Source organism: Cupriavidus sp. FW306-1B-F12B (assembly GCF_058781795.1).
Genome location: NZ_JBYSXC010000002.1, coordinates 212,770 through 236,359, shown reverse-complemented (window position 1 = coordinate 236,359; position 23,590 = coordinate 212,770). Strand labels below are relative to the sequence as shown.

The 23,590-nt window shown below is 68.6% G+C and carries 23 protein-coding genes; 17 read left to right on the top strand and 6 right to left on the bottom strand.

Going from position 1 to position 23,590, the window contains the following annotated elements:
• Position 1: 1 nt before the first annotated feature.
• The 6 genes from pcnB (at position 2) to AC3WLE_RS04365 (ending at position 5,109) form a co-directional block, all read left to right on the top strand.
• The gene (gene pcnB / locus AC3WLE_RS04390) at positions 2-1,552 is read left to right on the top strand and encodes a polynucleotide adenylyltransferase PcnB (protein WP_492357324.1); all 1,551 of its coding nucleotides are present in this window, start codon (positions 2-4) and stop codon (positions 1,550-1,552) included.
• Entirely contained in the window at positions 1,553-2,092 is a 540-nt protein-coding gene (folK, locus tag AC3WLE_RS04385; protein ID WP_010815027.1) for a 2-amino-4-hydroxy-6-hydroxymethyldihydropteridine diphosphokinase, read from the top strand.
• Positions 2,093-2,148: 56 nt separating this feature from the next.
• The gene (locus AC3WLE_RS04380; RefSeq protein ID WP_492357325.1) at positions 2,149-2,790 is read left to right on the top strand and encodes a deoxynucleoside kinase; all 642 of its coding nucleotides are present in this window, start codon (positions 2,149-2,151) and stop codon (positions 2,788-2,790) included.
• Positions 2,791-2,889: 99 nt separating this feature from the next.
• Positions 2,890-3,711 carry a 3-methyl-2-oxobutanoate hydroxymethyltransferase gene (gene panB / locus AC3WLE_RS04375; protein WP_492357326.1) on the top strand — a complete coding sequence of 274 codons (822 nt, stop codon included), beginning with the start codon at positions 2,890-2,892 and terminating at the stop codon, positions 3,709-3,711.
• A 4-nt stretch (positions 3,712-3,715) separates the two neighbouring features.
• Entirely contained in the window at positions 3,716-4,414 is a 699-nt protein-coding gene (locus AC3WLE_RS04370) for an ABC transporter permease (protein WP_010815030.1), read from the top strand.
• A complete protein-coding gene (locus AC3WLE_RS04365) occupies positions 4,411-5,109 on the top strand; it encodes an ATP-binding cassette domain-containing protein (RefSeq protein WP_010815031.1) in 699 nt (232 codons plus the stop codon). Before AC3WLE_RS04370 ends, AC3WLE_RS04365 begins: the two co-directional genes overlap by 4 nt.
• A gap of 9 nt (positions 5,110-5,118) precedes the next feature.
• Here the strand turns inward: AC3WLE_RS04365 and AC3WLE_RS04360 are convergent, their stop codons facing one another.
• The 4 genes from AC3WLE_RS04360 to AC3WLE_RS04345 all read right to left on the bottom strand — a co-directional run bounded on the left by AC3WLE_RS04360 (position 5,119) and on the right by AC3WLE_RS04345 (position 11,180).
• Positions 5,119-7,047, bottom strand: coding sequence for a chorismate-binding protein (locus AC3WLE_RS04360; protein ID WP_492363563.1), 1,929 nt, complete (start codon positions 7,045-7,047; stop codon positions 5,119-5,121).
• A 107-nt stretch (positions 7,048-7,154) separates the two neighbouring features.
• A complete protein-coding gene (gene dnaJ, locus AC3WLE_RS04355) occupies positions 7,155-8,300 on the bottom strand; it encodes a molecular chaperone DnaJ (protein ID WP_492319632.1) in 1,146 nt (381 codons plus the stop codon).
• A 171-nt stretch (positions 8,301-8,471) separates the two neighbouring features.
• Entirely contained in the window at positions 8,472-10,424 is a 1,953-nt protein-coding gene (dnaK, locus tag AC3WLE_RS04350; protein WP_010815035.1) for a molecular chaperone DnaK, read from the bottom strand.
• A gap of 189 nt (positions 10,425-10,613) precedes the next feature.
• A complete protein-coding gene (locus tag AC3WLE_RS04345) occupies positions 10,614-11,180 on the bottom strand; it encodes a cob(I)yrinic acid a,c-diamide adenosyltransferase (protein WP_492357526.1) in 567 nt (188 codons plus the stop codon).
• A 316-nt stretch (positions 11,181-11,496) separates the two neighbouring features.
• Here AC3WLE_RS04345 and AC3WLE_RS04340 point away from each other — a divergent pair, with 316 nt between their 5' ends.
• The 11 genes from AC3WLE_RS04340 (at position 11,497) to AC3WLE_RS04290 (ending at position 21,852) form a co-directional block, all read left to right on the top strand.
• Positions 11,497-12,927: an FAD-binding oxidoreductase gene (locus tag AC3WLE_RS04340; protein WP_492357525.1), complete on the top strand. Its 1,431-nt coding sequence runs from the start codon at positions 11,497-11,499 to the stop codon at positions 12,925-12,927.
• A 14-nt stretch (positions 12,928-12,941) separates the two neighbouring features.
• Positions 12,942-13,832 carry a LysR substrate-binding domain-containing protein gene (locus AC3WLE_RS04335; protein WP_114133744.1) on the top strand — a complete coding sequence of 297 codons (891 nt, stop codon included), beginning with the start codon at positions 12,942-12,944 and terminating at the stop codon, positions 13,830-13,832.
• Between the two features lie 12 nt (positions 13,833-13,844).
• Complete coding sequence (locus tag AC3WLE_RS04330; RefSeq protein WP_492319629.1) at positions 13,845-14,375, top strand: GNAT family N-acetyltransferase; 531 nt, start codon at positions 13,845-13,847, stop codon at positions 14,373-14,375.
• A 252-nt stretch (positions 14,376-14,627) separates the two neighbouring features.
• Entirely contained in the window at positions 14,628-16,142 is a 1,515-nt protein-coding gene (locus tag AC3WLE_RS04325; protein WP_492357524.1) for an FAD-linked oxidase C-terminal domain-containing protein, read from the top strand.
• Between the two features lie 8 nt (positions 16,143-16,150).
• On the top strand, positions 16,151-17,068 hold the full coding sequence (locus AC3WLE_RS04320; protein ID WP_492353250.1) for an ion transporter: 918 nt from the start codon (positions 16,151-16,153) through the stop codon (positions 17,066-17,068).
• A gap of 27 nt (positions 17,069-17,095) precedes the next feature.
• Positions 17,096-18,199 carry a glycolate oxidase subunit GlcE gene (glcE, locus tag AC3WLE_RS04315; RefSeq protein ID WP_492357523.1) on the top strand — a complete coding sequence of 368 codons (1,104 nt, stop codon included), beginning with the start codon at positions 17,096-17,098 and terminating at the stop codon, positions 18,197-18,199.
• 42 nt (positions 18,200-18,241) lie between these two features.
• The gene (gene glcF / locus AC3WLE_RS04310) at positions 18,242-19,495 is read left to right on the top strand and encodes a glycolate oxidase subunit GlcF (protein WP_492319626.1); all 1,254 of its coding nucleotides are present in this window, start codon (positions 18,242-18,244) and stop codon (positions 19,493-19,495) included.
• Between the two features lie 79 nt (positions 19,496-19,574).
• Entirely contained in the window at positions 19,575-19,961 is a 387-nt protein-coding gene (locus AC3WLE_RS04305) for a CidA/LrgA family protein (RefSeq protein ID WP_492319625.1), read from the top strand.
• Complete coding sequence (locus AC3WLE_RS04300; RefSeq protein WP_492319624.1) at positions 19,958-20,683, top strand: LrgB family protein; 726 nt, start codon at positions 19,958-19,960, stop codon at positions 20,681-20,683. The genes AC3WLE_RS04305 and AC3WLE_RS04300 overlap by 4 nt, the downstream gene beginning before the upstream one ends.
• 85 nt (positions 20,684-20,768) lie before the next feature.
• Positions 20,769-21,140: a VOC family protein gene (locus tag AC3WLE_RS04295; protein ID WP_492319623.1), complete on the top strand. Its 372-nt coding sequence runs from the start codon at positions 20,769-20,771 to the stop codon at positions 21,138-21,140.
• Between the two features lie 22 nt (positions 21,141-21,162).
• Entirely contained in the window at positions 21,163-21,852 is a 690-nt protein-coding gene (locus tag AC3WLE_RS04290) for a helix-turn-helix transcriptional regulator (RefSeq protein ID WP_010815047.1), read from the top strand.
• 6 nt (positions 21,853-21,858) lie between these two features.
• Here AC3WLE_RS04290 and AC3WLE_RS04285 read toward each other — a convergent pair whose 3' ends face one another.
• Positions 21,859-22,353: a glutathione peroxidase gene (locus tag AC3WLE_RS04285; protein ID WP_010815048.1), complete on the bottom strand. Its 495-nt coding sequence runs from the start codon at positions 22,351-22,353 to the stop codon at positions 21,859-21,861.
• A 72-nt stretch (positions 22,354-22,425) separates the two neighbouring features.
• Complete coding sequence (locus AC3WLE_RS04280; RefSeq protein WP_010815049.1) at positions 22,426-23,565, bottom strand: PilT/PilU family type 4a pilus ATPase; 1,140 nt, start codon at positions 23,563-23,565, stop codon at positions 22,426-22,428.
• Positions 23,566-23,590: the final 25 nt, after the last annotated feature.

The window sequence follows — 23,590 nt, the reverse complement described above, 5'->3', positions numbered from 1 at the left end:
CGTGATCAAGAAGCTCATTACCCGGCTGCTGGGCAAACCCAGCCCCAAGCTGCGCCGCACCGGCCGCGCCCATACGCCGCGCATCGTCGGCGCCGACGAACACCAGATCGACCCCGCGCTGCTGTCGCGCAATGCCGTCAAGGTCACCTCCACGCTGCAGCAGGCCGGCTACCAGGCCTACATCGTGGGCGGCGCGGTGCGCGACCTGCTGCTCGGCATCAAGCCCAAGGATTTCGACGTCGCGACCAACGCCACGCCCGACCAGGTGCAGGCGCTGTTCCGGCGCTCGCGCATCATCGGCAGGCGCTTCCAGATCGTGCACGTGACCTTCTACGGCGGGCGCGAGCAGGAAATCATCGAGGTCTCGACCTTCCGCGCGCTGGTCGACGCCATCGCCAGCGAGACCCTGCCCGAAGGCCGCCGCCTCAAGCGCGCCGAGCTCGACAGCAAGACCCATGCGATCGATGCCTCGGGCCGGGTGCTGCGCGACAACGTGTGGGGCTCGCAGGCCGAAGACGCGGAACGCCGCGACTTCACCATCAACGCGATGTACTACGACCCGGCCGCGCAGACCGTGCATGACTACCATCACGGCATGGAAGACATCCGCGCGCGCACGCTGCGCATGATCGGCGACCCGGTCACGCGCTACCGCGAAGACCCGATCCGGATGCTGCGCGTGGTGCGCTTCGCCGCCAAGACCGGCTTCGACATCGACGAGGCCACGCGCCACCCGATCGCCGGCCTGGCGTCGCTGATCCACAACGTGCCCAGCGCGCGCCTGTTCGACGAGATGCTCAAGCTGCTGATGTCCGGCCACGCCTGGGCCTCGCTGCAGGAGCTGCGCAAGGCAGGCCTGCACCAGGGCCTGCTGCCGCTGCTGGACGTGGCGCTGGAGCAGCCCATGGGCCAGCGCTTCGTGCAGCTGGCGCTGGACAACACCGACCGCCGCGTGCAGGCCGGCAAGCCGGTCTCGCCGGGCTTCCTGTTCGCCGCGCTGCTGTGGCACCACGTGCTGCAGCGCTGGACCAGGCTGCGCGAAGAGGGCGAGCACGCCATTGCCGCGCTGAACACCGCCATGGACATGGTGCTGGAAAAGCAGACCGGCCAGCTGGCGATCCAGCGCCGCTTCGTCACCGACATGCGCGATATCTGGGGCATGCAGCCGCGCTTTGAAAAGCGCGTGGGCCGCATGCCGTTCCGCCTGCTGGAGTCGCCGCGCTTCCGTGCCGGCTTTGACTTCCTGCACCTGCGCTGCCAGTCGGGCGAGCTGCCCGAGGAACTGGCCGCCTGGTGGCAGGACTTCCAGGACGCCGACCCGGGCGAGCGCGAGGACCTGATCGACGCGGTACGCAGCGCGCGCGGCCCCGGTGGTCAAGGTGGTCAAGGTGGTCATGGCAGTCAGGGTGGCCAGGGCGCCGAGGGCGAAGGCCCGGCACGCAAGAAGCGCCGCCGGCGCGGTCCGCGGAAATCGGATAAAGTGTCTTCCCGGAGCGACACGGACGCGGGCGAGGCAGCACATGCCGGCCCCGGCCAGCCGGAGGAAACCTAAATGACGCTTGCCTTCATCGGCATCGGGGCCAATCTTGGCGATGCCCGCCAGGCCATCAAGGACGCCATCGTGTGTCTGGCCCAGCAGGTCGGCATCACGGTGCTGGCGCGCTCATCGCTCTACCGCACCGCCCCGGTCGATGCCGGCGGCGACGACTACTACAACGCGGTGGTCAAGGTGCAGACTTCGTTCACCGCGGCGCAGCTCCTGCGCATCTGCCACCACATCGAGGACCAGTTCGGCCGCGAGCGTCCGTTCCGCAACGCGCCGCGCACGCTGGACCTGGACCTGCTGCTGTTCGGCGACGAGCAGCACGACCACGAGCACCTGACGGTGCCGCACCCGCGCCTGACCGAGCGCGCCTTCACGCTGGTACCGCTGCTGGAGCTGGACGCCGCGCTGGCCATCCCCGGGCGCGGACGCGCCGCCGACTACCTGGCCGGCGTGGGCGCGCAGCGCATCGAGAAGGTCTCTACCTGCAAGTGCCTGCGCATGCAGGCCGCCGCTGGCGAGACCGGCGATGGCGGCAGCCCTGGCTGACCCCGCCCGGCGGCGCCCGCGGCGCAGCCTTCCACCCCACTGAAGCCCGGAGCGCCATGCTCGATCACCTGCGCCGCATCGTCGTCGAAGGCCCCGTCGGATCCGGCAAGACCTCGCTGGCCCAGCGCCTGGCGCGCACGCTGCAGGCCCAGGAGCTGCCCGACAGCGCACGCCGCAGCCCCTTCCTCGAACCCTTCTACCGCGATCCCGCGCGCCATGCGCTGGCGCTGCAGCTGTGGTGCCTGACCCAGCGCGCGGTGCAGCTGCAGCAATGGCAGGCGGGGGTGCTGGCCGGACAGCGCATGGTCACCAATTTCCTGATGGCCAAGGACCGGCTGCACGCGGCGCTGACGCTGTCCGACGACGAACTGGCGCTCTACGACGCCATCGCCGCACGCCTTGACCTGCCGCCGCAGCGCGCCGACCTGGTGATCGTGCTGCAGGCCACCCCGTCGCTCCTGCGCGAGCGCATCGTGCGCCGCGGCGAGCCCGGCGAGGCCGGCATCGACGAACACTACCTGCAGCGCCTGGCCAGCGCCTACGGCGAATTGTTCCACCGGTACGACGACGCCCCGGTGATGGTGGTCGACACCGCCCACTTCAATCCGGTGGACAATGATGACGATTTCCGTACACTACTGTCGCGCATCGAAAACATGCGCGGCCGCAAGGCCTTTCTCAATCTCGCTGCGCCCTGACAGGCTCCGCCTGCCAGACCCAACACAATAACGACGGCTGTCGTTGCCGTGCGGGCGGCCCTCCCGGCACCGGCAAAGCCGTCCTATATGGGCACTGCCATGAGCTACCTCCTCGATCCCTCCCGCAAGACCATCACGATTCCCAAACTGCAGGCGATGCGTGACGCCGGCGAGAAAATCGCCATGCTGACCGCGTACGACTCCAGCTTCGCCGCGCTGCTCGACTACTGCGGCGTGGAAATGATCCTGGTCGGCGATTCGCTGGGCAATGTGATGCAGGGCCAGCAGACCACGCTGCCGGTCACGCTGGAACAGATGGCCTACCACACCGAATGCGCGGCGCGCGGCAACCAGACCTCGCTGCTGCTGACGGACCTGCCGTTCGGCACCTATCCCACGCCTGAGGCCGCGTTTGCCAGCGCGGTCACGCTGATGAAGGCCGGCGCGCAGATGGTCAAGCTCGAAGGCGGCGACTGGCTGGCGCCGATCGTCAAGTTCCTGGTCGAGCGCAGCATCCCGGTATGCGCGCATATCGGCCTGACGCCGCAGTCGGTGCACGCGCTGGGCGGCTTCAAGGTGCAGGGCAAGACCAACGCCGGCGCGGCCCAGCTCAAGCGCGACGCGCTGGCGCTGCAGGCCGCCGGCGCGCAGGTGGTGCTGATGGAGGCGGTGCCCGCAGCGCTGGCCGGCGAGATCACGCAATCGCTGACGGTCCCCACCATCGGCATCGGCGCGGGCGCGGACTGCTCCGGCCAGGTGCTGGTGCTGCAGGACATGCTCAATATCTACCCGGGCCGCAAGGCCAAGTTCGTGCGCAACTTCATGGACGGCCAGGCCTCGATCGAGGCGGCCGTGCGCGCCTACGTGGCCGCCGTCAAGGACGGCAGCTTCCCCGCCGCCGAGCACACCTTCTCCGCCTGAGCCGGTGGAGATCGGCACCGCCACCGCCGACGCCTTCCGCCTGCTGGCCAGCGGCGACGCCGGCCTGTGGTTCATCGTCTGGACCTCGCTGATGGTGGCGGTGCTGGGACTGGCGCTGGCCACGGTGCCGGCGATCGCCGCGGCCTGGCTGATCGCCACGCGGCAGTTCCCGGGCCGGCGTGCGGTGGTGGTGGTGGCGCAGGCCTTCCTGTCGTTCCCGACCGTGCTGGTCGGGCTGGTCCTCTACCTGCTGCTGACGCGCCAGGGCCCGCTGGGCAGCCTGCACCTGCTGTTCACGCCGGCGGGCATGGTGCTGGGGCAGGCAGTGATCGGCTTCCCGGTGGTGCTGGCGTTTGCGCTGTCGACCCTGCAGGGCGCCGACGTGCGCCTGCGCGAGACCGCCTGGGTGCTGGGCGCCGGGCGCTGGCGCACCTTCCTGACGGTGATCCGCGAACTGCGCTTCGGGCTGATGGCGGCGGTGGTCGCCGGCTTCGGGCGCGTGATTGCCGAGGTCGGCTCGGCGCTGATGATCGGCGGCAATATCGAAGGCTCCACCCGCACCATCACCACGGCCATTGCGCTGGAAACCAGCAAGGGCGAGTTCGCCCAGGGCATTGCGCTGGGCATCGTGCTGGTGGCGCTGGCGCTGCTGGTCAATATCGGCATGGCCTGGCTGCAGGGTGCCGGAGGCTTCCGCCGATGACACCCTCGGTTGCCCATGACCACAGCCCGCTGCTGACTGTGCGCGGACTGGCGCGCACCATCGGCCTGCGCAAGCTCTTTGCCATCGACAGGCTGGTGATCCCGCGCGCCACCGCGATCGTGCTGACCGGCATGAACGGCGCCGGCAAGACCACGCTGCTGCGCATGCTGGCCGGGCTGGAGCCGGCACCCGGCGCCAGCGCGCAGTGGACCGACGCGCACGGCCAGGCGCACGACGCCCCCCTCTCCCCGCTGCCGCCGGCGCTGCGCCAGCGCATTGCCTACCTGCACCAGCATCCGTACCTGTTCCGCACCTCGGTGCGCGAGAACATCGCCTACGGCCTGCACGCACGCGGGATGCCGCGCGACGAAATCGCCCGCCGCGTGGGCGAGGCGCTGGGCTGGGCCGGCGTGTCGCACCTGCAGGACACCGCGCCCGAATACCTGTCGGGCGGCGAGATCCAGCGCGTGGCGCTGGCGCGCGCCAAGGTGCTGGAGCCGGAGTTGCTGCTGCTGGATGAGCCTACCTCGAGCCTGGACGGCCATGCGCGCGAGCAGGTGATTGGGCTGGTCGGCGACCTGGCCGCGGAAGGCCGCACCGTGGTGATGATCTGCCACGACCGCGAGCTGATCAACCTGCCGGGCGTGGTGCGCTGGAAGCTGGGCGACGGCGTGCTGGACACGCACCACCCTTAGTCTTCAGGCTTACTGGCCCAGCGTCGCCGGCATCGCGCCGCGCAAGGCGTTGACCAGGACGATGGCCTCGGCGCGCGCGAGCATCGCGCGCGTGATCACCGCTTCCGTCACCGCTTCGCCGGGGGCGCCCAGCGCCGCCCCACCCTCGTCCAGCGCCACCGCGCGCATCACGCCGGGCAGGATGTCGGCCGACAGCGGCGGCGTCAGCCAGCGGCCATCGATGCGGACGAAGACCGAGCTGCGCCCGCCTTCCAGCAGTTCACCGCGCGTGTTGAAGAACAGCCGGTCAAAGCCACCGGCACGCTCGGCGGCCTGCCAGCCCGCATCGAACACTGCGCGCGCGCTGGTCTTGTGGCGGCGCAGCGGATCGGCGGCGGGTAGTGGCTCGGGGGCGATATCGATCCTGACCGGACCGGCCGGCATCGGTACCACCGCGCCGCTGGCAAATGCGAGCGCGCCGCGCTTGTCCACGCTCATACGCAGGCGCCATCTCCCCGTGCCCAGCTGCGCTACCTGCGCGGCCACCGCGTTGCGTGCCGCATCGGCATCGAAAGCGAAGCCGAACGTATGTGCCGAAGCGCCAATGCGCGCAAGGTGCCGCGCCAGGTAAAGGCACTCGCCGTCCTGCACGCGCATGGTCTCGAACAGCGTAAAGCCGGGATCGTGCCGCGTCAGGAAACGCGCCTTCCAGCCGCACTCATCGAATTCCTCCGCCGCGACGCTGTCATGGACGATGCCTCCGCCCACGCCCATTTCACCCGCGCGCAGGCCGGTATCCGCGAGAGGCGCCAGTACCAGCGTGCGGATTGCCACCGACAGCGCGAACGGTCCCGCGGTGCCTTCGTCGGTTGGCGCATCGATCCAGCCGATCGCCCCGGTGTACAGCCCGCGCGGCGTGCCTTCCAGTTCGGCGATGATCTGCATGGTGCGCCGCTTGGGCGCGCCGGTGATGGAGCCGCACGGGAACAGCGCCGCCATCAGCGCGCCAAAGCGCGTGCCGGGCCGCGCCGTCGCGGTGACGGTAGAGGTCATCTGCAGCACCGCGCCAAACGGCTGCACCGCAAAGCGCTCCGGCACCGCCACGCTGCCCGGCTGCGCGATGCGCCCCAGGTCGTTGCGCAGCAGGTCGACGATCATCACGTTCTCGGCGCGGTTCTTGGCATCGGCGGCCAGCGCGGCGGCGGCCTGCGCATCGCGCACGGCATCGCCCGAGCGCGGCGCGGTGCCCTTCATCGGCCGGGTCAGCAGGTGGCCCTGGCCGTCGTGGCGCACGAACAGCTCGGGCGACAGCGACAGCACCGTGGCGCCATCCGGCAGGCTGGCCAGCACGCCATACGGTACCGGCTGCGCGGCGCGCAGCGCGGCGTACAGCGCCACCGGGTCGCCAAAGGCATCGAAGTGCAGGCGCTGGGTGTAGTTGACCTGGTAGGTGTCGCCGGCTTCGATCCACTGGTGGATGCGGGCGACGGCGTCGTCGAAAACCTCGCGGGAGGTATCGGAAGCCACGCCCATCAGGCCCGCCGGCCTGGGGTCGGCTTTCGCCTGCAGCCACGCCGTGACCGCCGCGGCATCGAGCCGGCGCAGGTTGCGGAACCACAGCAGGCGCAGCGCGCCGTCGTGGAACGGCATCGCCTTGCCAGTGTGCACCGGGGCATCGACCAGCGCGCCGGAGAATTCGTAGGGGGCAAACAGGGTGGCATGCCAGCCCTGGCGCCAGCCGTCGGCAAGCATGGTGTCGAGCTGCGCGATGTCGCTGCCGGCGGGCAAGACGTCTTCACGGATGAAGCCGGTGTAGAGGCGTGATGCGGCTTGCGCCGCCGGGGCCGTGGCGTCGTCGAGAAGGACGAAGGCCTCTCCGCTTGCTGGCGGTGTGCTCCCCTCGCCCGCTTGCGGGAGAGGGGCCGGGGGAGAGGGCGGGGGCTGGATGCTTGCTACCACGGGGAAATCGTCAGGAAAGGAGCGGTGGGGACAACCTTGGCATTATCGCGCGCCAAAAACAAAACCGGCCACGCTCGCACGTGGCCGGTCCGATACTGCAAACCCGGTCAGCTGAAGAAACTCTTCACCTTGTCCAGCCAGGATTGCTCCTGCGGGCTGTGGCGCGAGCCGCCCTCATGCACCGAGCGGTCGAACTGGCGCAGCATGTCCTTCTGCGCCTCGGTCAGCTTGACCGGCGTCTCCACGTTCACATGCACATAGAGGTCACCCGGATAGCCGGAACGCACGCCCTTGATGCCCTTGCCACGCAGGCGGAAGGTCTTGCCGGACTGGGTGGCTTCAGGCACCGGGAAGGTGGCCTTGCCGCTCAGCGTCGGCACTTCCAGGTCGCCGCCCAGCGCCGCGGTGGCGAAGGAGATCGGCATCTGGCAGTGCAGGTCGTCGCCGTCGCGCTCGAACATCGGGTGCGCCTTGATGTGGACTTCCACATACAGGTCGCCCGGGGGGCCGCCGTTGATACCCGGCTCGCCGTTGCCGGACGAGCGGATGCGCATGCCTTCGTCGATGCCGGCCGGGATCTTCACCTCCAGCGTCTTCTGCGACTTCAGCTTGCCCTGGCCGTGGCACTTGGTGCACGGCTTGGGGATGTACTTGCCGCTGCCGTGGCACTTCGGGCAGGTCTGCTGCATAGTGAAGAAGCCCTGCGACACGCGCACCTGGCCGGCGCCGTGGCAGGTCGGGCAGGTTTCCACGCTCGAGCCCGGCTCCGCGCCGTTGCCGTGGCAGTGGTCGCAGTCGTCCCAGTGCGGCACGCGGATCTGCGCCTCGTGGCCGTGCGCGGCCTGCTCCAGCGAGATCTCCATGCTGTAGCGCAGGTCGGCGCCGCGATAGGCCTGCGGGCCACCGCCGCCGCGACGGCCGCCGGCCTGCTGGCCGAAGATGTCGCCGAAGATGTCGCCAAAGGCCTCGGCGAAACCGCCGTAGCCCTGCGCGCCGCCGAAGCCGCCCGCCATATTGGGGTCGACACCGGCATGGCCATACTGGTCGTAGGCCGCCTTCTTCTCCGGGTCGGAAAGCATCTCGTAGGCCTCTTTGACCTCCTTGAATTTTTCCTCGGCGATCTTGCCGTCCTTGCCTTCCGGATTGCGGTCCGGGTGGTACTTCATCGCGAGCTTGCGATAAGCCTTCTTGATCTCGTCGTCGCTCGCGTTCTTGCCTACCCCGAGCACTTCGTAATAGTCACGTTTTGCCATGGTGGCTCAAACCCTTTTGGCCGGCACGCACATGCGGCGCGATACCGGCGAATAGCAAAAAAGCCGAGCGAGGCATCCGACGGCGGTTTCCCGCTGGGTCCGATGGCCGCGCCCGGCGTCGGGGCGGGAGCGGTGCCGGCCAGTGCCTGCACCGCCGCCCGCGTGTCCCGATTACTTCTTGTCGTTGACTTCCTTGAATTCGGCGTCCACAACGTTGTCGTCCTGCGGCTGCGCCTGCTGGCCACCGGCCGCGCCGGCACCGGCAGCGGCACCGGCCGTGGCGCCTTCGCCAGCCTTGGCCTGCATGTCGGCGTAGACCTTCTCGCCCAGCTTCTGGCTGACTTCGGACAGCGCGTTGACCTTGGCATCGATCTCGGCCTTGTCGCCGCCGCGAGCGGCGTCTTCCAGTTCCTTGATCGCGGCTTCGATCTTTTCCTTCTCGCCGGCTTCCAGCTTGTCGCCGTATTCGGTGAGCGCCTTCTTGGTCGAGTGGATCAGCGCGTCGGCCTGGTTGCGGGCATCAGCCAGCTCGCGGGCCTTCTTGTCTTCCTCGGCGTTGGCCTCGGCGTCCTTGACCATGCGCTGGATCTCGTCTTCCGACAGGCCCGAGTTCGCCTTGATGGTAATCCGGTTTTCCTTGCCGGTCGCCTTGTCCTTGGCGCCCACGTGCAGGATGCCGTTGGCGTCGATGTCGAACGACACTTCGATCTGCGGCGTGCCGCGCGCTGCGGGCGGAATGCCTTCCAGGTTGAACTCGCCCAGCAGCTTGTTGCCGGAGGCCATTTCACGCTCCCCCTGGAACACCTTGATGGTCACCGCCGGCTGATTGTCGTCGGCGGTCGAGAACACCTGCGCATGCTTGGTCGGGATGGTGGTGTTCTTGGTGATCATCTTGGTCATCACGCCGCCCAGGGTCTCGATCCCCAGCGACAGCGGCGTCACGTCCAGCAGCAGCACGTCGGTACGGTCGCCCGACAGCACCGAGCCCTGGATCGCGGCACCGACGGCCACGGCTTCATCCGGGTTCACGTCCTTGCGCGCTTCCTTGCCGAAGAACTCCTTGACCTGTTCCTGCACCTTGGGCATGCGGGTCATGCCGCCGACCAGGATCACGTCGTCGATGTCGCTGACCTTGACGCCCGCGTCCTTGATGGCGATGCGGCACGGCTCGATGGTGCGCGTGATCAGCTCTTCCACCAGGGATTCGAGCTTGGCGCGGGTCATCTTCAGGTTCAGGTGCTTCGGACCCGAGGCATCGGCCGTGATGTACGGCAGGTTGATCTCGGTCTGCTGCGAGCTCGACAGTTCGATCTTGGCCTTTTCAGCGGCTTCCTTCAGGCGCTGCAGCGCGAGCACGTCCTTGGATAGGTCCACGCCCTGGTCCTTCTTGAACTCGCTGATGATGTAGTCGATGATGCGCTGGTCGAAGTCTTCGCCGCCCAGGAAGGTGTCGCCGTTGGTCGACAGCACTTCGAACTGCTTCTCGCCGTCCACGTCCGCGATCTCGATGATCGAGATGTCGAAGGTGCCGCCGCCGAGGTCATACACGGCGATCTTGCGGTCGCCCTTCTCGTTCTTGTCCATGCCGAACGCCAGCGCAGCCGCGGTCGGCTCGTTGATGATGCGCTTGACGTCCAGGCCGGCGATGCGGCCGGCATCCTTGGTGGCCTGGCGCTGCGAGTCGTTGAAGTAGGCCGGCACGGTGATCACGGCTTCGGTCACCGGCTCGCCGAGGTAGTCCTCGGCCGTCTTCTTCATCTTGCGCAGCACTTCGGCGGAAACCTGCGGCGGCGCCAGCTTCTGGTCGCGCACCGACACCCATGCGTCGCCGTTGTCGGCCTTGACGATGGAATACGGCATCAGGCCGATGTCCTTCTGGACTTCCTTCTCTTCGAACTTGCGGCCGATCAGGCGCTTGACCGCGTACAGGGTGTTGCGCGGATTGGTGACGGCCTGGCGCTTGGCCGGCGCGCCGACCAGGATCTCGCCGTCTTCCATGTAGGCGATGATCGACGGGGTGGTGCGGGCACCCTCCGAGTTTTCGATGACCTTGGGGGTGTTGCCTTCCAGGATCGCGACACAGCTATTGGTGGTACCGAGGTCGATACCGATGATCTTACCCATTATTCTCTCCTCTTGAGCCGGCGCTATCCGCGCGGCTGCAATTCAACCTGAGGCCGAAATGTGGCCGTCCGGGGGCTTTTCAAGGGCAGAACCGGTAAATCCGAGTAATTTTCTGGGTTTCTGCACGCTATCAACGGCATCCGCCGCCGCAGGTTAAGCCGCCGGCGCGGCGCGGTCGGCGAAAGTGGCCTATTCCATACCTCCCGGCGCGTCGCGATCACGCTGCCACAACACGTCGGAACCGCCGCCGGCCCGGTTCAGCACCCGCGCCAGCACGAACATCAGGTCCGACAGCCGGTTCAGGTACTGGCGCGGGGCGTCGTTCAGCGGCTCGGCCGCGCCCAGCGCCACCAGCGCGCGCTCGGCACGGCGGCACACGGTGCGGCAGACATGGGCCTGCGCCGCGGCGCGGCTGCCGCCGGGCAGGATGAATTCGGCCAGCCGCGGCAGGTTGGCGTTGTAGTCGGCGAGCCAGGTGTCGAGCTGCGCCACCTGCTCAGGCTTGAGTAGGGTGTAGCCCGGGATGGACAGCTCGCCACCCAGGTCGAACAGGTCGTGCTGGATATGCAGCAGGGCGGCGCGCACGTCGTCCGGCAGGGCCTCGGTCAGCAGCACGCCGACGTGGCAGTTGAGTTCGTCGACGTCGCCGATGGCGGCGATGCGCAGGCTGGCCTTGCCGGTGCGGCTGCCGTCGCCCAGGCCGGTGGTGCCGGCGTCGCCGGTGCGGGTGGCAATCTTGGACAGGCGGTTGCCCATGCCGGTCTCCTCGTAAGCGTGTGCTAGTTGTGGTCCACCCTGCAACGCGGTGCGCCAGGGGGAAAGACGCATTATCGCGCCGGACCGCCTCGGCGCGCCAAGCGCTTGTGTCCCGGCGCATGCTGTGCGGCTATCGGCCAGTACCGGCCGCCGCGGTGCCCCGCCAGGGTGCATGAGCCGCCGCGCGGCGTAGAATGCCGGTACCCCCATTCATCGTCCATTCGATAACCGGGTCGCGCCCCTGCCGGCCAGACCGGAGCTTGCTCCGGACTGCCGCCGCCGGCACCACCGTAGCGCCGACCCGCCGGAGACCCGCATGAACCACCCCACGCCGCCCGCCACCCTCGCCCGCCGTCCGCTGCCGCCCGCCTTCAGCGAAGCCCTGGCGGCGCGCTTCGGCGACCGCTTCACCACCTCCGCAGGCGTGTGCGAACACCACGGCCGCGACGAATCCCCGTTCCCGCCAGCCGTGCCCGATGCCGTGGTCTTCGCCCACAGCACCGAGGAAGTGGCCGAGGTGGCGCGCCTGTGCAACCAGCATGGCGTGCCGCTGATCCCGTATGGCGCCGGCTCGTCGCTGGAAGGCCATCTGCTGGCGGTGGCAGGCGGCATCAGCCTGGACCTGTCGCAGATGAACCGCGTGCTGGTGGTGCAGCCCGAGGACCTGACCGTGACCGTGCAGCCCGGCGTCACGCGCAAGCAGCTGAACCAGGAAATTAAGGACACCGGCCTGTTCTTCCCGATCGACCCGGGCGCCGACGCCTCGCTGGGCGGCATGTGCGCCACGCGCGCCTCCGGGACCAACGCGGTGCGCTACGGCACCATGCGCGAGAACGTGCTGGCGCTGACGGTGGTGACCGCCGACGGCCGCGTGATCCGCACCGGCACGCAGGCGCGCAAGTCGTCGGCGGGCTACGACCTGACCCGGCTCTTTATCGGCAGCGAAGGCACGCTCGGCATCATCACCGAGGTGACGGTGCGGCTCTACCCGCAGCCGGAAGCGATCTCCGCCGCGGTGTGCGCCTTCCCCAGCATGGGCAGCGCGGTGCAGGCGGTGATCCAGACCATCCAGCTGGGCGTGCCGGTGGCGCGCGTGGAGTTCGTCGATGCGCTGGCGATCCGCGCCATCAACCGCCACGACAACCTGACCCTGCCCGAGACCCCGCACCTGTTCTTCGAATTCCACGGCACCGAGGCCGGCGTGCGCGAGCAGGCCGAGACCGTGCAGCAGATCACCGCCGAGCACGGCGGCCAGGGCTTCGAGTGGGCCACCCGCCCGGAAGACCGCAGCCGGCTGTGGAACGCGCGCCATACCGCCTACTTCGCCATGCTGCAGCTCAAGCCGGGCTGCAAGTCGGTGACCACCGACGTGTGCGTGCCGATCTCGCGCCTGGCCGACTGCGTCACCGAGACCGAGAAGGACCTGAACGCCTCGGCGCTGCCCTGCCCCATCGTCGGCCATGTCGGCGACGGCAACTTCCACGTGGCGATCCTGGTCGACCCCGACAAGCCCGAAGAGATGGCCGAGGCCGAGGCCATCAACCAGCGCATCGTCGAGCGCGCGCTGGCGATGGGCGGCACCTGCACCGGCGAGCACGGCGTGGGCCTGCACAAGCAGCGCTTCCTGGTGGAAGAACACGGCGAGGACGCGCTCGACCTGATGCGCGCGATCAAGGACGCGCTGGACCCCAACCACATCCTGAACCCGGGCAAGATCTTCAGCGCCACGCGCGCGGGCACGCAGTAAGGCGTACCGGGCAGATGGCCTCGATGTTCAACCGCGTCCCGCCGCTGCACCTGCTGATCGCGTTCGAGGCAGCGGCGCGCCTGGGCAGCTTCGCGCGCGCGGCCGAAGAGCTGTCGGTCACGCCCAGCGCGGTCTCGCACCGCATCAAGAATCTTGAGGAGCTGTGGGGCGAAGACCTGTTCGTGCGCGCCAACGCGGCGCTGCGGCTGACCGCCGCCGGCACGCGCTACCTGCGCAACGTGCAGGACGCGCTCAAGTCGCTCAACGAGCTGGCGCGGCCCGAATACAACAAGCTGCGCACCCGGCTGCGGGTGGCGATCCCGCCCACCTTCGGGCGCCAGCACCTGGTGCCGCGCCTGCCTGAGTTCGGCGCGCTGTATCCGCATATCGACCTCGAGCTGCACCTGGCGATCCCGTTCCTGGACGTCAAGGCCGAGGACACCGATGTCGAGATCCGCTACGGCACCGGCCGCTACCCCGACCTGAAGACCACCCGGCTGCTGGTCGAGCCGGTGTTCCCGGCGTGCGGGCGCGAGTACTACGAGCGCGTCAACGGCCGCGCCATCACCAAGCCCGAGCACCTGCACGGCCTGGTGCTGCTGCGCAGTCCGCTGGAGCCGTGGAAGCCGTGGTTCGAGACTGCCGGGCTGGACTGGGCCGAGCCGCAAACCGGGCCGCAGTTCAATGACATCGGCCTGATGCTGGAGGCGATCGCGTCCAACCAGGGCGTGGCGCTGGTGCGCCAGCGCATGGCACGGCACTGGCTGTCGCTGGGGCAGATGGTGCGGCTGCTGGATGTGGAATCGGTCTCGCCGCACGGCTACTACATCGTCGAGCGCGAACAGGCCCCGCTCAAGCCCGAGGCGCGCTATTTCGTCGACTGGCTGCTGAGCCTGGACTGGTAGGAGACCGACCTCATGGAAATCCGCTTGCTGACCCCCGCCGATGCCGCCGCCTTCCAGGCGCTGCGGCTGCGCGGCCTGGCCGAAGCGCCGGAAGCCTTCGCTTCCAGCCTGGAAGAGGAACAGGACCGGCCGCTGGAAGTCGTCGCCGGGCGCCTGGCCGCGACCGAGGGCAAGGCCGTATTCGGCGCCTTTGTCGACGGCAGCGATGGCAGCGCGCTGGCCGGCGTGGTCGGGGTGATGCGCGAGGAAAACGCCAAGCACCGGCACAAGGCCTTTATCTGGGGCATGTACGTGGCCCCGGGCTGGCGCGACCGCAAGCTCGGCCGCGCGTTGATGGAGCGGGCCATGGAACAGGCCGCCGCCATGCCGGGCGTGCGCCAGGTGACACTGTGCGTCAATGCCGGCAGCGCGGGCGCGGTGCGGCTGTATGAGTCGCTCGGCTTCGTGCGCACGGGGCTGGAGCCGGATGCGCTGTACGTCGCGCCGCACTTCCACGACAAGCTCGACATGGTCTGCTTCCTGCCGCAGCCGCCGGCACGCTGAGTCCGGCCGGACCGCCTTCCCTGCACCCGCGCTGCGGTGTACGCTGGACTTGCGCCGCCTGCCAGGAGTGATTTCCCGCGCAGCCATGATGAGCATTTTTGATCGGCCTGCCATGCGGAATTCACGTGTCCCGTGGTGCCCGTGCCAGGTGCCCTGCGCTATAGTCACCCGTCCCCCGCGGCAGGTCCTGCATTGCCGCGACCGGCAGGCCGCGCACCGGCCGCCATCCAGAAGGCCCCACAGGAGTCGTTCATGAATGCCCCGCACGAAGCCCAAACCATCGCCCCCGACGGCGCCCATGCCACGGCCGAAGGCCGCCGCAGCGCGCTGCTGGCCGGCCTGGCGCAGATCCTGCCGGATGCCGCGCTGCTGTGGAAGCCGGAAGACACCGTCCCCTATGAATGCGACGGCCTGGCCGCGTACCGCCAGGTGCCGATGGCCGTGGCCCTGCCCGACACCGAGGAACAGGTCTGCGCGATCCTGCGCCTGTGCCACAAGCTGGGCGTGCCGGTGGTGCCGCGCGGCGCCGGCACCAGCCTGTCGGGCGGCGCCATGCCGATCGCCGAGGGCCCGGTGCTGTCGCTGGCCAAGTTCAAGCGCATCCTGTCGGTCGATCCGTACTCGCGCACCGCGGTGGTCCAGCCGGGCGTGCGCAACCTGGCAATCTCCGACGCCGCCGCACCCCACAACCTGTACTACGCGCCGGACCCGTCCTCGCAGATCGCCTGCACCATCGGCGGCAACGTCAGCGAGAACTCCGGCGGCGTGCACTGCCTGAAGTACGGCCTCACCGTGCACAACGTGCTGCGCGTGCGCGCGGTGACGATGGAGGGCGAGGTGGTGGTGTTCGGCTCCGAGGCCCCCGACTCGCCGGGCCTGGACCTGCTGGCCGTGCTGATCGGCTCCGAAGGCATGCTGGCCGTGGTCACCGAGGTCACGGTGCGCCTGATCCCCAAGCCGCAGCTGGCGCAGGTGATCATGGCCTGCTTCGACGATGTCGAGAAAGGCGGCAATGCGGTGGCGGACGTGATCGCCGCCGGCATCATCCCGGCCGGACTGGAAATGATGGACAAGCCCGCCACCGCCGCGGTCGAGCAGTTCGTGCATGCGGGCTATGACCTGGATGCCGCCGCCATCCTGCTGTGCGAATCCGACGGCACCCCGGAAGAAGTGGCCGAGGAAATCGAACGCATGAGCGCGGTGCTGACGGCATCGGGCTGCACCCGCATCGTGGTCTCGCAGAACGAAGCCGAGCGCCTGCGCTTCTGGAGCGGCCGCAAGAACGCCTTCCCCGCCGCCGGCCGGATCTCGCCGGACTACTACTGCATGGACGGCACCATCCCGCGCAAGCACATCGGCACGCTGCTCAGGCGCATCGAAGCCATGGAGCAAAAGTACGGCCTGCGCTGCATCAACGTGTTCCATGCCGGCGACGGCAACATGCACCCGCTGGTGCTGTTCGATGGCGCGGACCAGGACCAATGGCACCGCGCCGAGCTGTTCGGCGCCGACATCCTGGAAACCTGCGTGGAACTGGGCGGCACCGTCACCGGCGAGCACGGCGTGGGCGTGGAGAAGCTCAACTCGATGTGCGTGCAGTTCTCGCCCGCCGAGCGCGACGCCTTCTTCGGCGTCAAGGCCGCCTTCGACCCGGCGCGGCTGCTCAACCCGGACAAGGCCATCCCCACGCTGGCGCGCTGCGCGGAGTACGGCAAGATGCATGTGAAGCGGGGCCTGCTGCCGCACCCGGAACTGCCGCGCTTCTGAGCCACGCCATGTCCAATCCACGCCGACGCCAGCAGCAGGAAGCGTTCGTCCGCGAGCGCCTGGGCCAGCCCGAGACCGGCTGGCGCCAGCGCTGGTACACCATCATCTTCGAGGCCGATACCCGCGAGGGCCGGCTCTTCGATGTCGCGCTGCTGCTGGCCATCGTCGCCAGCGTGATGGTGGTGATGCTCGACAGCCTGCCCGCGGTGAACAACCGCCTGGGGCTGGCGTTCACCGTGCTGGAATGGATGTTCACGCTGTTCTTCACGGCTGAGTACGTGATGCGCATCCTGGTGGTGCGCCGGCCGTGGCGCTATGTGTTCAGCTTCTACGGCATCATCGACTTCGTCTCGATCATGCCGACCTGGCTGGCCTTCTTCCTGCCCGAGCTGCATTTCCTGATCGACGTGCGCCTGCTGCGGCTGCTGCGCGTGTTCCGGATCCTGAAGCTGACCGTGTACTTCGAGGAAGCCGAGATCCTGTACCGCGCGCTGGTCAACAGCCGCCGCAAGATCTTCGTGTTCCTGGGCACGGTGTTCATCATCACGGTGATCCTGGGCACGGTGATGTACGTGGTGGAAGGCCCGCAGCACGGCTTCACCAGCATCCCGGTCAGCATGTACTGGGCGGTGGTGACGCTGACCACCACGGGCTTCGGCGACATGGTGCCCAAGACCCCGCTGGGGCAGTTCATCACCTCGCTGACCATCCTGCTGGGCTACGGCATCATCGCCTTCCCCACCGGCATCGTCGGCGCCGAGCTGGCCGCCAGCATCCTGAAGCGGCCGCTCACCACGCGCACCTGCACCCATTGCCTGACCGAGGGCCACGAACCCGACGCCGGCTACTGCAAGCATTGCGGCAGCCAGCTGCCCGAATACCAGAACGACCGGCCGGAAGTGCCCGGCGGGCCTGCCGGCTCCTGAGCCGGCCTTCCCTACCCCACGACGCATATGCAAGCCACCCTCGACGCCATCCGCGACGCCGTCAGGCAAGCCACCGAGACCCGCACCGCGCTGCGGCTGCGCGGCGGCGGCAGCAAGGACTTCTACGGCCAGCCCGCCGCGGGCCAGCTGCTGGACACGCGCGCCTATGCCGGCATCGTCGACTACGACCCGGCCGAACTGGTGATCACCGCGCGCTGCGGCACGCCGCTGGCCGAGATCGAGGCGGCGCTGGCCGAGAAGCGCCAGATGCTGGCCTTCGAGCCGCCCCATTTCGCACTGCCGGGCCAGCCCAGCACCGCGACGCTGGGCGGCGCCGTGGCCGCGGGATTGTCGGGCCCGCGCCGGCAAACGGCGGGCGCGCTGCGCGACTTCATGCTGGGCGCGCAGCTGATGGACGGCCGCGGCGAGGTGATGGACTTCGGCGGCCAGGTGATGAAGAACGTGGCGGGCTATGACGTGTCGCGGCTGCTGGCGGGCTCGCTCGGCACGCTCGGGCTGATCCTGCAAGTGTCGGTCAAGGTGCTGCCGGCACCGTTCGACGAGGCCACCCTGCGCTTCGAGCTGGCGCAGGCCGATGCCATCGAGCACCTGAACCGTTGGGGCGGCCAGCCGCTGCCGCTGGCGTCTTCGGCCTGGCACGCGGGCGTGCTGCACGTGCGCCTGGCCGGCGCCACCGCCGCCGTGCGCGCCGCCTGCGCCAGGCTGGGCGGCGAGCGCGTGGACGCTGCGGAAGCCGCGGCGCTGTGGCAATCGCTGCGCGAGCAGACCCACCCGTTCTTCGCCCCCGCCCAGGCGGGCCGCGCGCTGTGGCGCCTGGCGGTGCCCACCATCGCCGCGCCGCTGGAGCTGCCCGGCCCACAGCTGATCGAATGGGGCGGCGGCCAGCGCTGGTGGCTGCCCGAGGACGGCACTGACAAGACCGATGCCGAAAGCGTGCGCGCCGTGGCGCAGGCCGCCGGCGGCCATGCCACGCTGTTCCGCAACGGCGACAAGTCAGTGGGCGTGTTCACGCCGCTGGCCTCGCCGCTGGCCGCGATCCACCGCCGCCTGAAAGAGACTTTCGACCCGGCCGGCATCTTCAACCCGCAGCGCATGTACCCCGGGCTCTGATCCGGCACGTCCAGGCATCCCCCGGCACAACCTCCCCACACCATGCAAACGAACCTGGCCGATTTTCTTCGCAACACGCCCGAAGGCGAGGAAGCCAAATCCATCGTCGGCAACTGCGTGCATTGCGGCTTCTGCACCGCCACCTGCCCCACCTACCAGTTGCTCGGCGATGAGCTGGACGGCCCGCGCGGGCGCATCTACCTGATGAAGCAGGTGCTGGAAGGCCATGCCATCACCGAAAGCACGCGCCTGCACCTGGACCGCTGCCTGACCTGCCGCAACTGCGAATCGACCTGCCCGTCGGGCGTGCGCTACGGCCGCCTGGTCGATATCGGCCGCAAGCTGGTCGACGACAAGCTCGAGGCCGAAGGCGTGCAGCGCCCCGCCCGCGAGCGCATCGCGCGCTGGGTGCTGCGCGAGGGGCTGACGCGCCCGGCGCTGTTCGGCACGGCGCTGCGCCTGGGCCAGATGGTGCGCCCGCTGCTGCCGGGCACGCTGCGCAACAAGGTGCCGGCGCTGTCCAGCACCACCGCGCCCGGCACGTGGCCGCGCAATGCGCATGCACGCAAGATGTTGTTGCTCGACGGCTGCGTGCAGCCGGCAATGTCGCCCAACATCAATGCCGCAACTGCGCGTGTGTTCGACCGTGTCGGCGTACAACTGCTGGTGGCGCGCGAAGCCGGCTGCTGCGGCGCGATCCGCTTCCACACCGGCGACCACGACGGCGGCCTCGACAATATGCGCCGCAATATCGATGCCTGGTGGCCGCATATCGAGGACGGCGCCGAGGCCATCGTGATGACCGCCTCGGGCTGCGGCGCGATGGTCAAGGACTACGGCCACCTGCTGCGCAACGATCCGAAGTACGCCGAGCGCGCCCGCCGCGTCTCGGCACTGACGCGCGACCTGTCCGAAGTCTTGCCGGACTTTGCCGACGAGCTGCACACCCTGGCCGGCGCGGTCCCGCGCGACAACCGGCGCGTGGCTTACCACCCGCCCTGCACGCTGCAGCACGGCCAGCAGATCCGCGGCAAAGTCGAAGCGCTCTTGACCGGCCTCGGCGTCGAAGTCAAACTCTGCGCTGACAGCCACCTGTGCTGCGGCTCGGCGGGCACTTATTCGGTGTTGCAGCCGGAACTGGCCTACCGCCTGCGAGACGACAAGCTCGCCAAACTGCAGGCCACGCAGCCCGAAGCCATCGTCTCGGCCAATATCGGCTGCATCTCGCACCTGCAGGGCGGCACCGGCACCCCGGTGATGCACTGGATCGAACTGGTCGACAAGATGCTCGGCTAGCGCGGGCGGGCAGCATGGGCGGCAGCACGCATCCCTTCCGGACGCGCGCCGCGCACCTGCGACCAAACGCCACGCCCCCATGCTCCAGACCTTTGCAATCCTGTTGGTTTTCCAGTCCATCGGTGAGGTGATCAGCTACGCGCTGACCCTGCCGGTGCCCGGCCCCGTGCTGGGCATGATCCTGCTGTTCGGCTGGCTCGTCTTCGACGACCGCCTGCTGCCCATCATCCAGGGCACCACCACTGAGCTGCTCAAGCACCTGTCGCTGCTGTTCGTGCCGGCCGGCGTAGGCATCATGGTCCATGCCAACCGCATCGAGGGCGAATGGATGCCGATCCTGGTGGCGCTGGTGGTGTCCACCTGGCTGGCCATCGCCACCACCGCCGTGGTCACGCGCATGCTGATGCGCAAGCGCTCCGATACGCCGGACACGCCTCCCGCCGATGCGAAAGGAGAGCAGGCATGATCACGCCCCGCCTCAACGAGATCTGGGTCTACCTGGCCGCGAGCCCGCTGGTCGGGCTGACCGCCACGCTGCTGGCCTACGTCTTTGCCTTCCGCATCTATGAGCGTTCGCGCTTCTCGCCGCTGGCCAACCCGGTGATGATCGCGGTGGCGCTGCTGGTCACGGTGCTGACCGTCACCGGCACGCCCTACAAGACCTACTTCGACGGCGCGCAGTTCGTGCACTTCCTGCTGGGGCCGGCCACGGTGGCACTGGCGGTGCCGCTGTACCTGCAACTGCCCAAGCTGCGCACCCATGTGTTCCCGCTGCTGGCAGGACTGGTGGCGGGCTCGGTGGTGGCGGTGGTGTCGGCGGTGGGAATTGCCTGGCTGCTGGGCGCATCGCCCGAGACCGTGCGCTCGCTCGCGCCCAAGTCGGTGACGATCCCGATCGCCATGGGCGTGGCCGAGAAGATCGGCGGGCTGCCCTCGCTGACGGCGGTGCTGGTGATGGCAACCGGCATCATCGGCGCGGTCAGCGCCACCAGCGTGCTGAACCTGCTGCGCATCCGCGACTACAGCGTGCGCGGCTTCGCCACCGGCGTGGCGGCCCACGGCATCGGCACCGCGCGCGCCTTCCAGGTCAACCAGGAAGCCGGCGCCTTTGCCGCGCTGGGCATGGGCCTGAACGGCGTGCTGACGGCGATCATGGTGCCGGTGATGGCGGCGTGGATGCCACACTGACACGCTCCTGACAGCACGCTGTCAGCAGCCCCCGCGCATGATGCGAACTCCCCACTCCCCTTCACCTGGAACCAAGGAGTCTGTCATGAGCAACCGTCTGATCAACTGGCTGGAAATCCCCGTCGTCGACATGAGCCGCGCGGTCGGCTTCTACGAGCAGGTGTTCAATATCCAGTTGCGCCGCGAGACCATGAGCCAGGTCGACATGGCGGTGTTCCCCCACCCCGACCCGGGCGGCGCGCTGGTCGCCGGCGAGGGCTATCGCCCCAGCAACTACTACGGCGCGGTGCCGTACCTGCATGCGCCGGAACTGGATGTGCTGCTGGAGCGCGCCGCGCGCGCCGGCGGCAAGACCGTGTTCGGGCCGCTGCGCCTGCCGGGCGAGATCGGCCGCATCGCCCATATCACCGACAGCGAAGGCAACCGCATCGGGCTGCACGAGCCCGTGGCCGGTTGACCCCGATGGCAAGCCGCCCCCGATGAGCCGCCGCGCCGACCGCCTGTTCCAGATCGTGCAGGTGCTGCGCGGCCGCCGCCTGACCACGGCGGCGCTGCTGGCGCAGCGGCTCGGGGTGTCGGAACGCACCGTCTACCGTGATATCCAGGCGCTGTCGCTGTCAGGCGTGCCGGTCGAGGGCGAGGCCGGCATCGGCTACCGGCTGCGCGCCGACTTCGATGTCCCGCCGCTGATGTTCACCGCCATGGAAGTCGAAGCGCTGGTCGCCGGCCTGCGCCTCCTGAAAGCCTGGGGCGGCGGCGCGCTGGCCGCCGCGGCCGATCCCGCGCTGGAAAAACTGATGGCCGCGCTGCCGCCGCCGCGCCGGCTGGCGGCGCAGCAAAGCCGCGTGTTCGCGCCGGAATACGTCAACCAGGCGCATGTGCGCGAGGCCTTCGACGTGGTGCACGGCGCGCTGGGCGAACAGAAATTGCTGCTGCTCGACTATTGCGACGTGCAGCAGCGCATCACCGAACGCGTGGTGATGCCGCTGGGCCTGTTCTTCTGGGGCAATGCCTGGTTGCTGGCGACGTGGTGCACCACGCGCTCGGACTATCGCAGCTTCCGGCTGGACCGCTGCCGCGCCATCCGCATGCTGGACGACCATTTCCACGAAACGCCCGACCGCTCGCTCAACGGTTTCCTGCGCGCGGTGCGCGCCAGCGGCACCTAGTACTGTTCAGGCGGCCGGGTCGGACAGCAGCATCTCGATATCGGCGCGCAGCTCGTCGGGCTTGGTGGTCGGCGCATAGCGCTTGAACACCGTGCCGTCGCGGCGCAGCAGGAACTTGGTGAAATTCCATTTGATGCCCTGGGTACCGAGCACGCCACGCTTTTCCGTGGTCAGCCACTGGTACAGCGGATGGGCGTCGGCACCGTTCACGTCGATCTTGGCGAACATCGGGAAGCGCACCGCAAAGCGCGTTTCGCAGAACTGGCCGATCTGCTGCGCATCGCCCGGCTCCTGCTTGCCGAACTGGTTGCACGGGAAGCCCAGCACCTCCAGGCCGCGCTCGTGGTATTCGTCGTAGAGCTTCTGCAGGCCCTCGTACTGCGGCGTGAACCCGCATTCGCTGGCGGTGTTGACGACCAGCATCACCTTGCCCTGGAACTGCGACAGCGGTACCGGCTGGCCGGCCAGCGAGTTGGCTTCGAACTGGTAGACATTGCTCATGGCAGACTCCTGGGGCCGGAACTGGCCCTTGCGTGGCCCAAGCATAACGCCATGCGCATCGCCGTGCACGAATCAGATGACATTGAGATGCTCGGTGCCGGCACCCAGGTCGGTGTCCTTGGCGCTCGCGCTGTGCAGCTTGATCATCAGGCGCAGGTCGTTAAGCGAGTCGGCGTTGCGCAGCGCGTCCTCGTAGGTGATCTTGCCTTCCTCGTACAGGTCGAACAGCGCCTGGTCGAACGAGACCATGCCCTGCTCACGCGACTTCTTGATGACTTCCTTGAGCTCGTGGATCTCGCCCTTGAAGATCAGGTCGGCCACCAGCGGCGTGCCGATCATGATCTCCACCGCCGGCACCCGCCCCTTTTTGCCGGCGCGCGGCAGCAGGCGCTGCGAGATCATCGCCTTCAGGTTCAGCGACAGGTCGATCAGCAGCTGCTGGCGTTTTTCCTCGGGGAAGAAGTTGACCACGCGGTCGATCGCCTGGTTGGCATTGTTGGCGTGCAGCGTGGCCAGGCACAGGTGGCCGGTCTCGGCGTACTGCATCGCGTACTCCATGGTCTCGCGGTCGCGGATTTCGCCGATCAGGATCACGTCGGGCGCCTGGCGCAGCGTGTTTTTCAGCGCCACGTGCCAGGACTCGGTATCGATGCCGACCTCGCGCTGCGTGACGATGCAGTTCTGGTGCGCATGCACGTACTCGATCGGATCCTCGATGGTGATGATATGGCCGTACGAATGCGCGTTGCGGTGATCCAGCATTGCCGCCAGCGTGGTCGACTTGCCCGAGCCGGTGGCGCCGGTCACGATCACCAGCCCGCGCTTGGCCATCACCACCTCATGCAGCGTCGCCGGCAGGTCCAGGTCGGCCACCGAGGGAATGCGCGTATTGATGGTGCGCACCACCATGCCGGCCTTGCCCTGCTGGATAAAGGCCGACACGCGGAAGCGCCCGGCCTTGGGCGCGGTGATCGCGAAATTGCATTCGCGGCTGGTGTCGAAGTCCTGCACCTGGCGCTCGTTCATCACCGAGCGCACCAGGCCCAGCGCCTGGGTCGGGTTCAGCGGCTGCTGCGACACCGGCTTGATCTTGCCGTCGACCTTGATCGCCGGCGGGAAGTCAGAGGTGATGAACAGGTCCGAGCCGCGGTTGCTGACCATCAGCTCCAGCAGGTCGTTGATGTACTTGGCGGCGGATTCGCGATCGAGCATGGCGGTGTCCTGCTGGGGAGCGGGC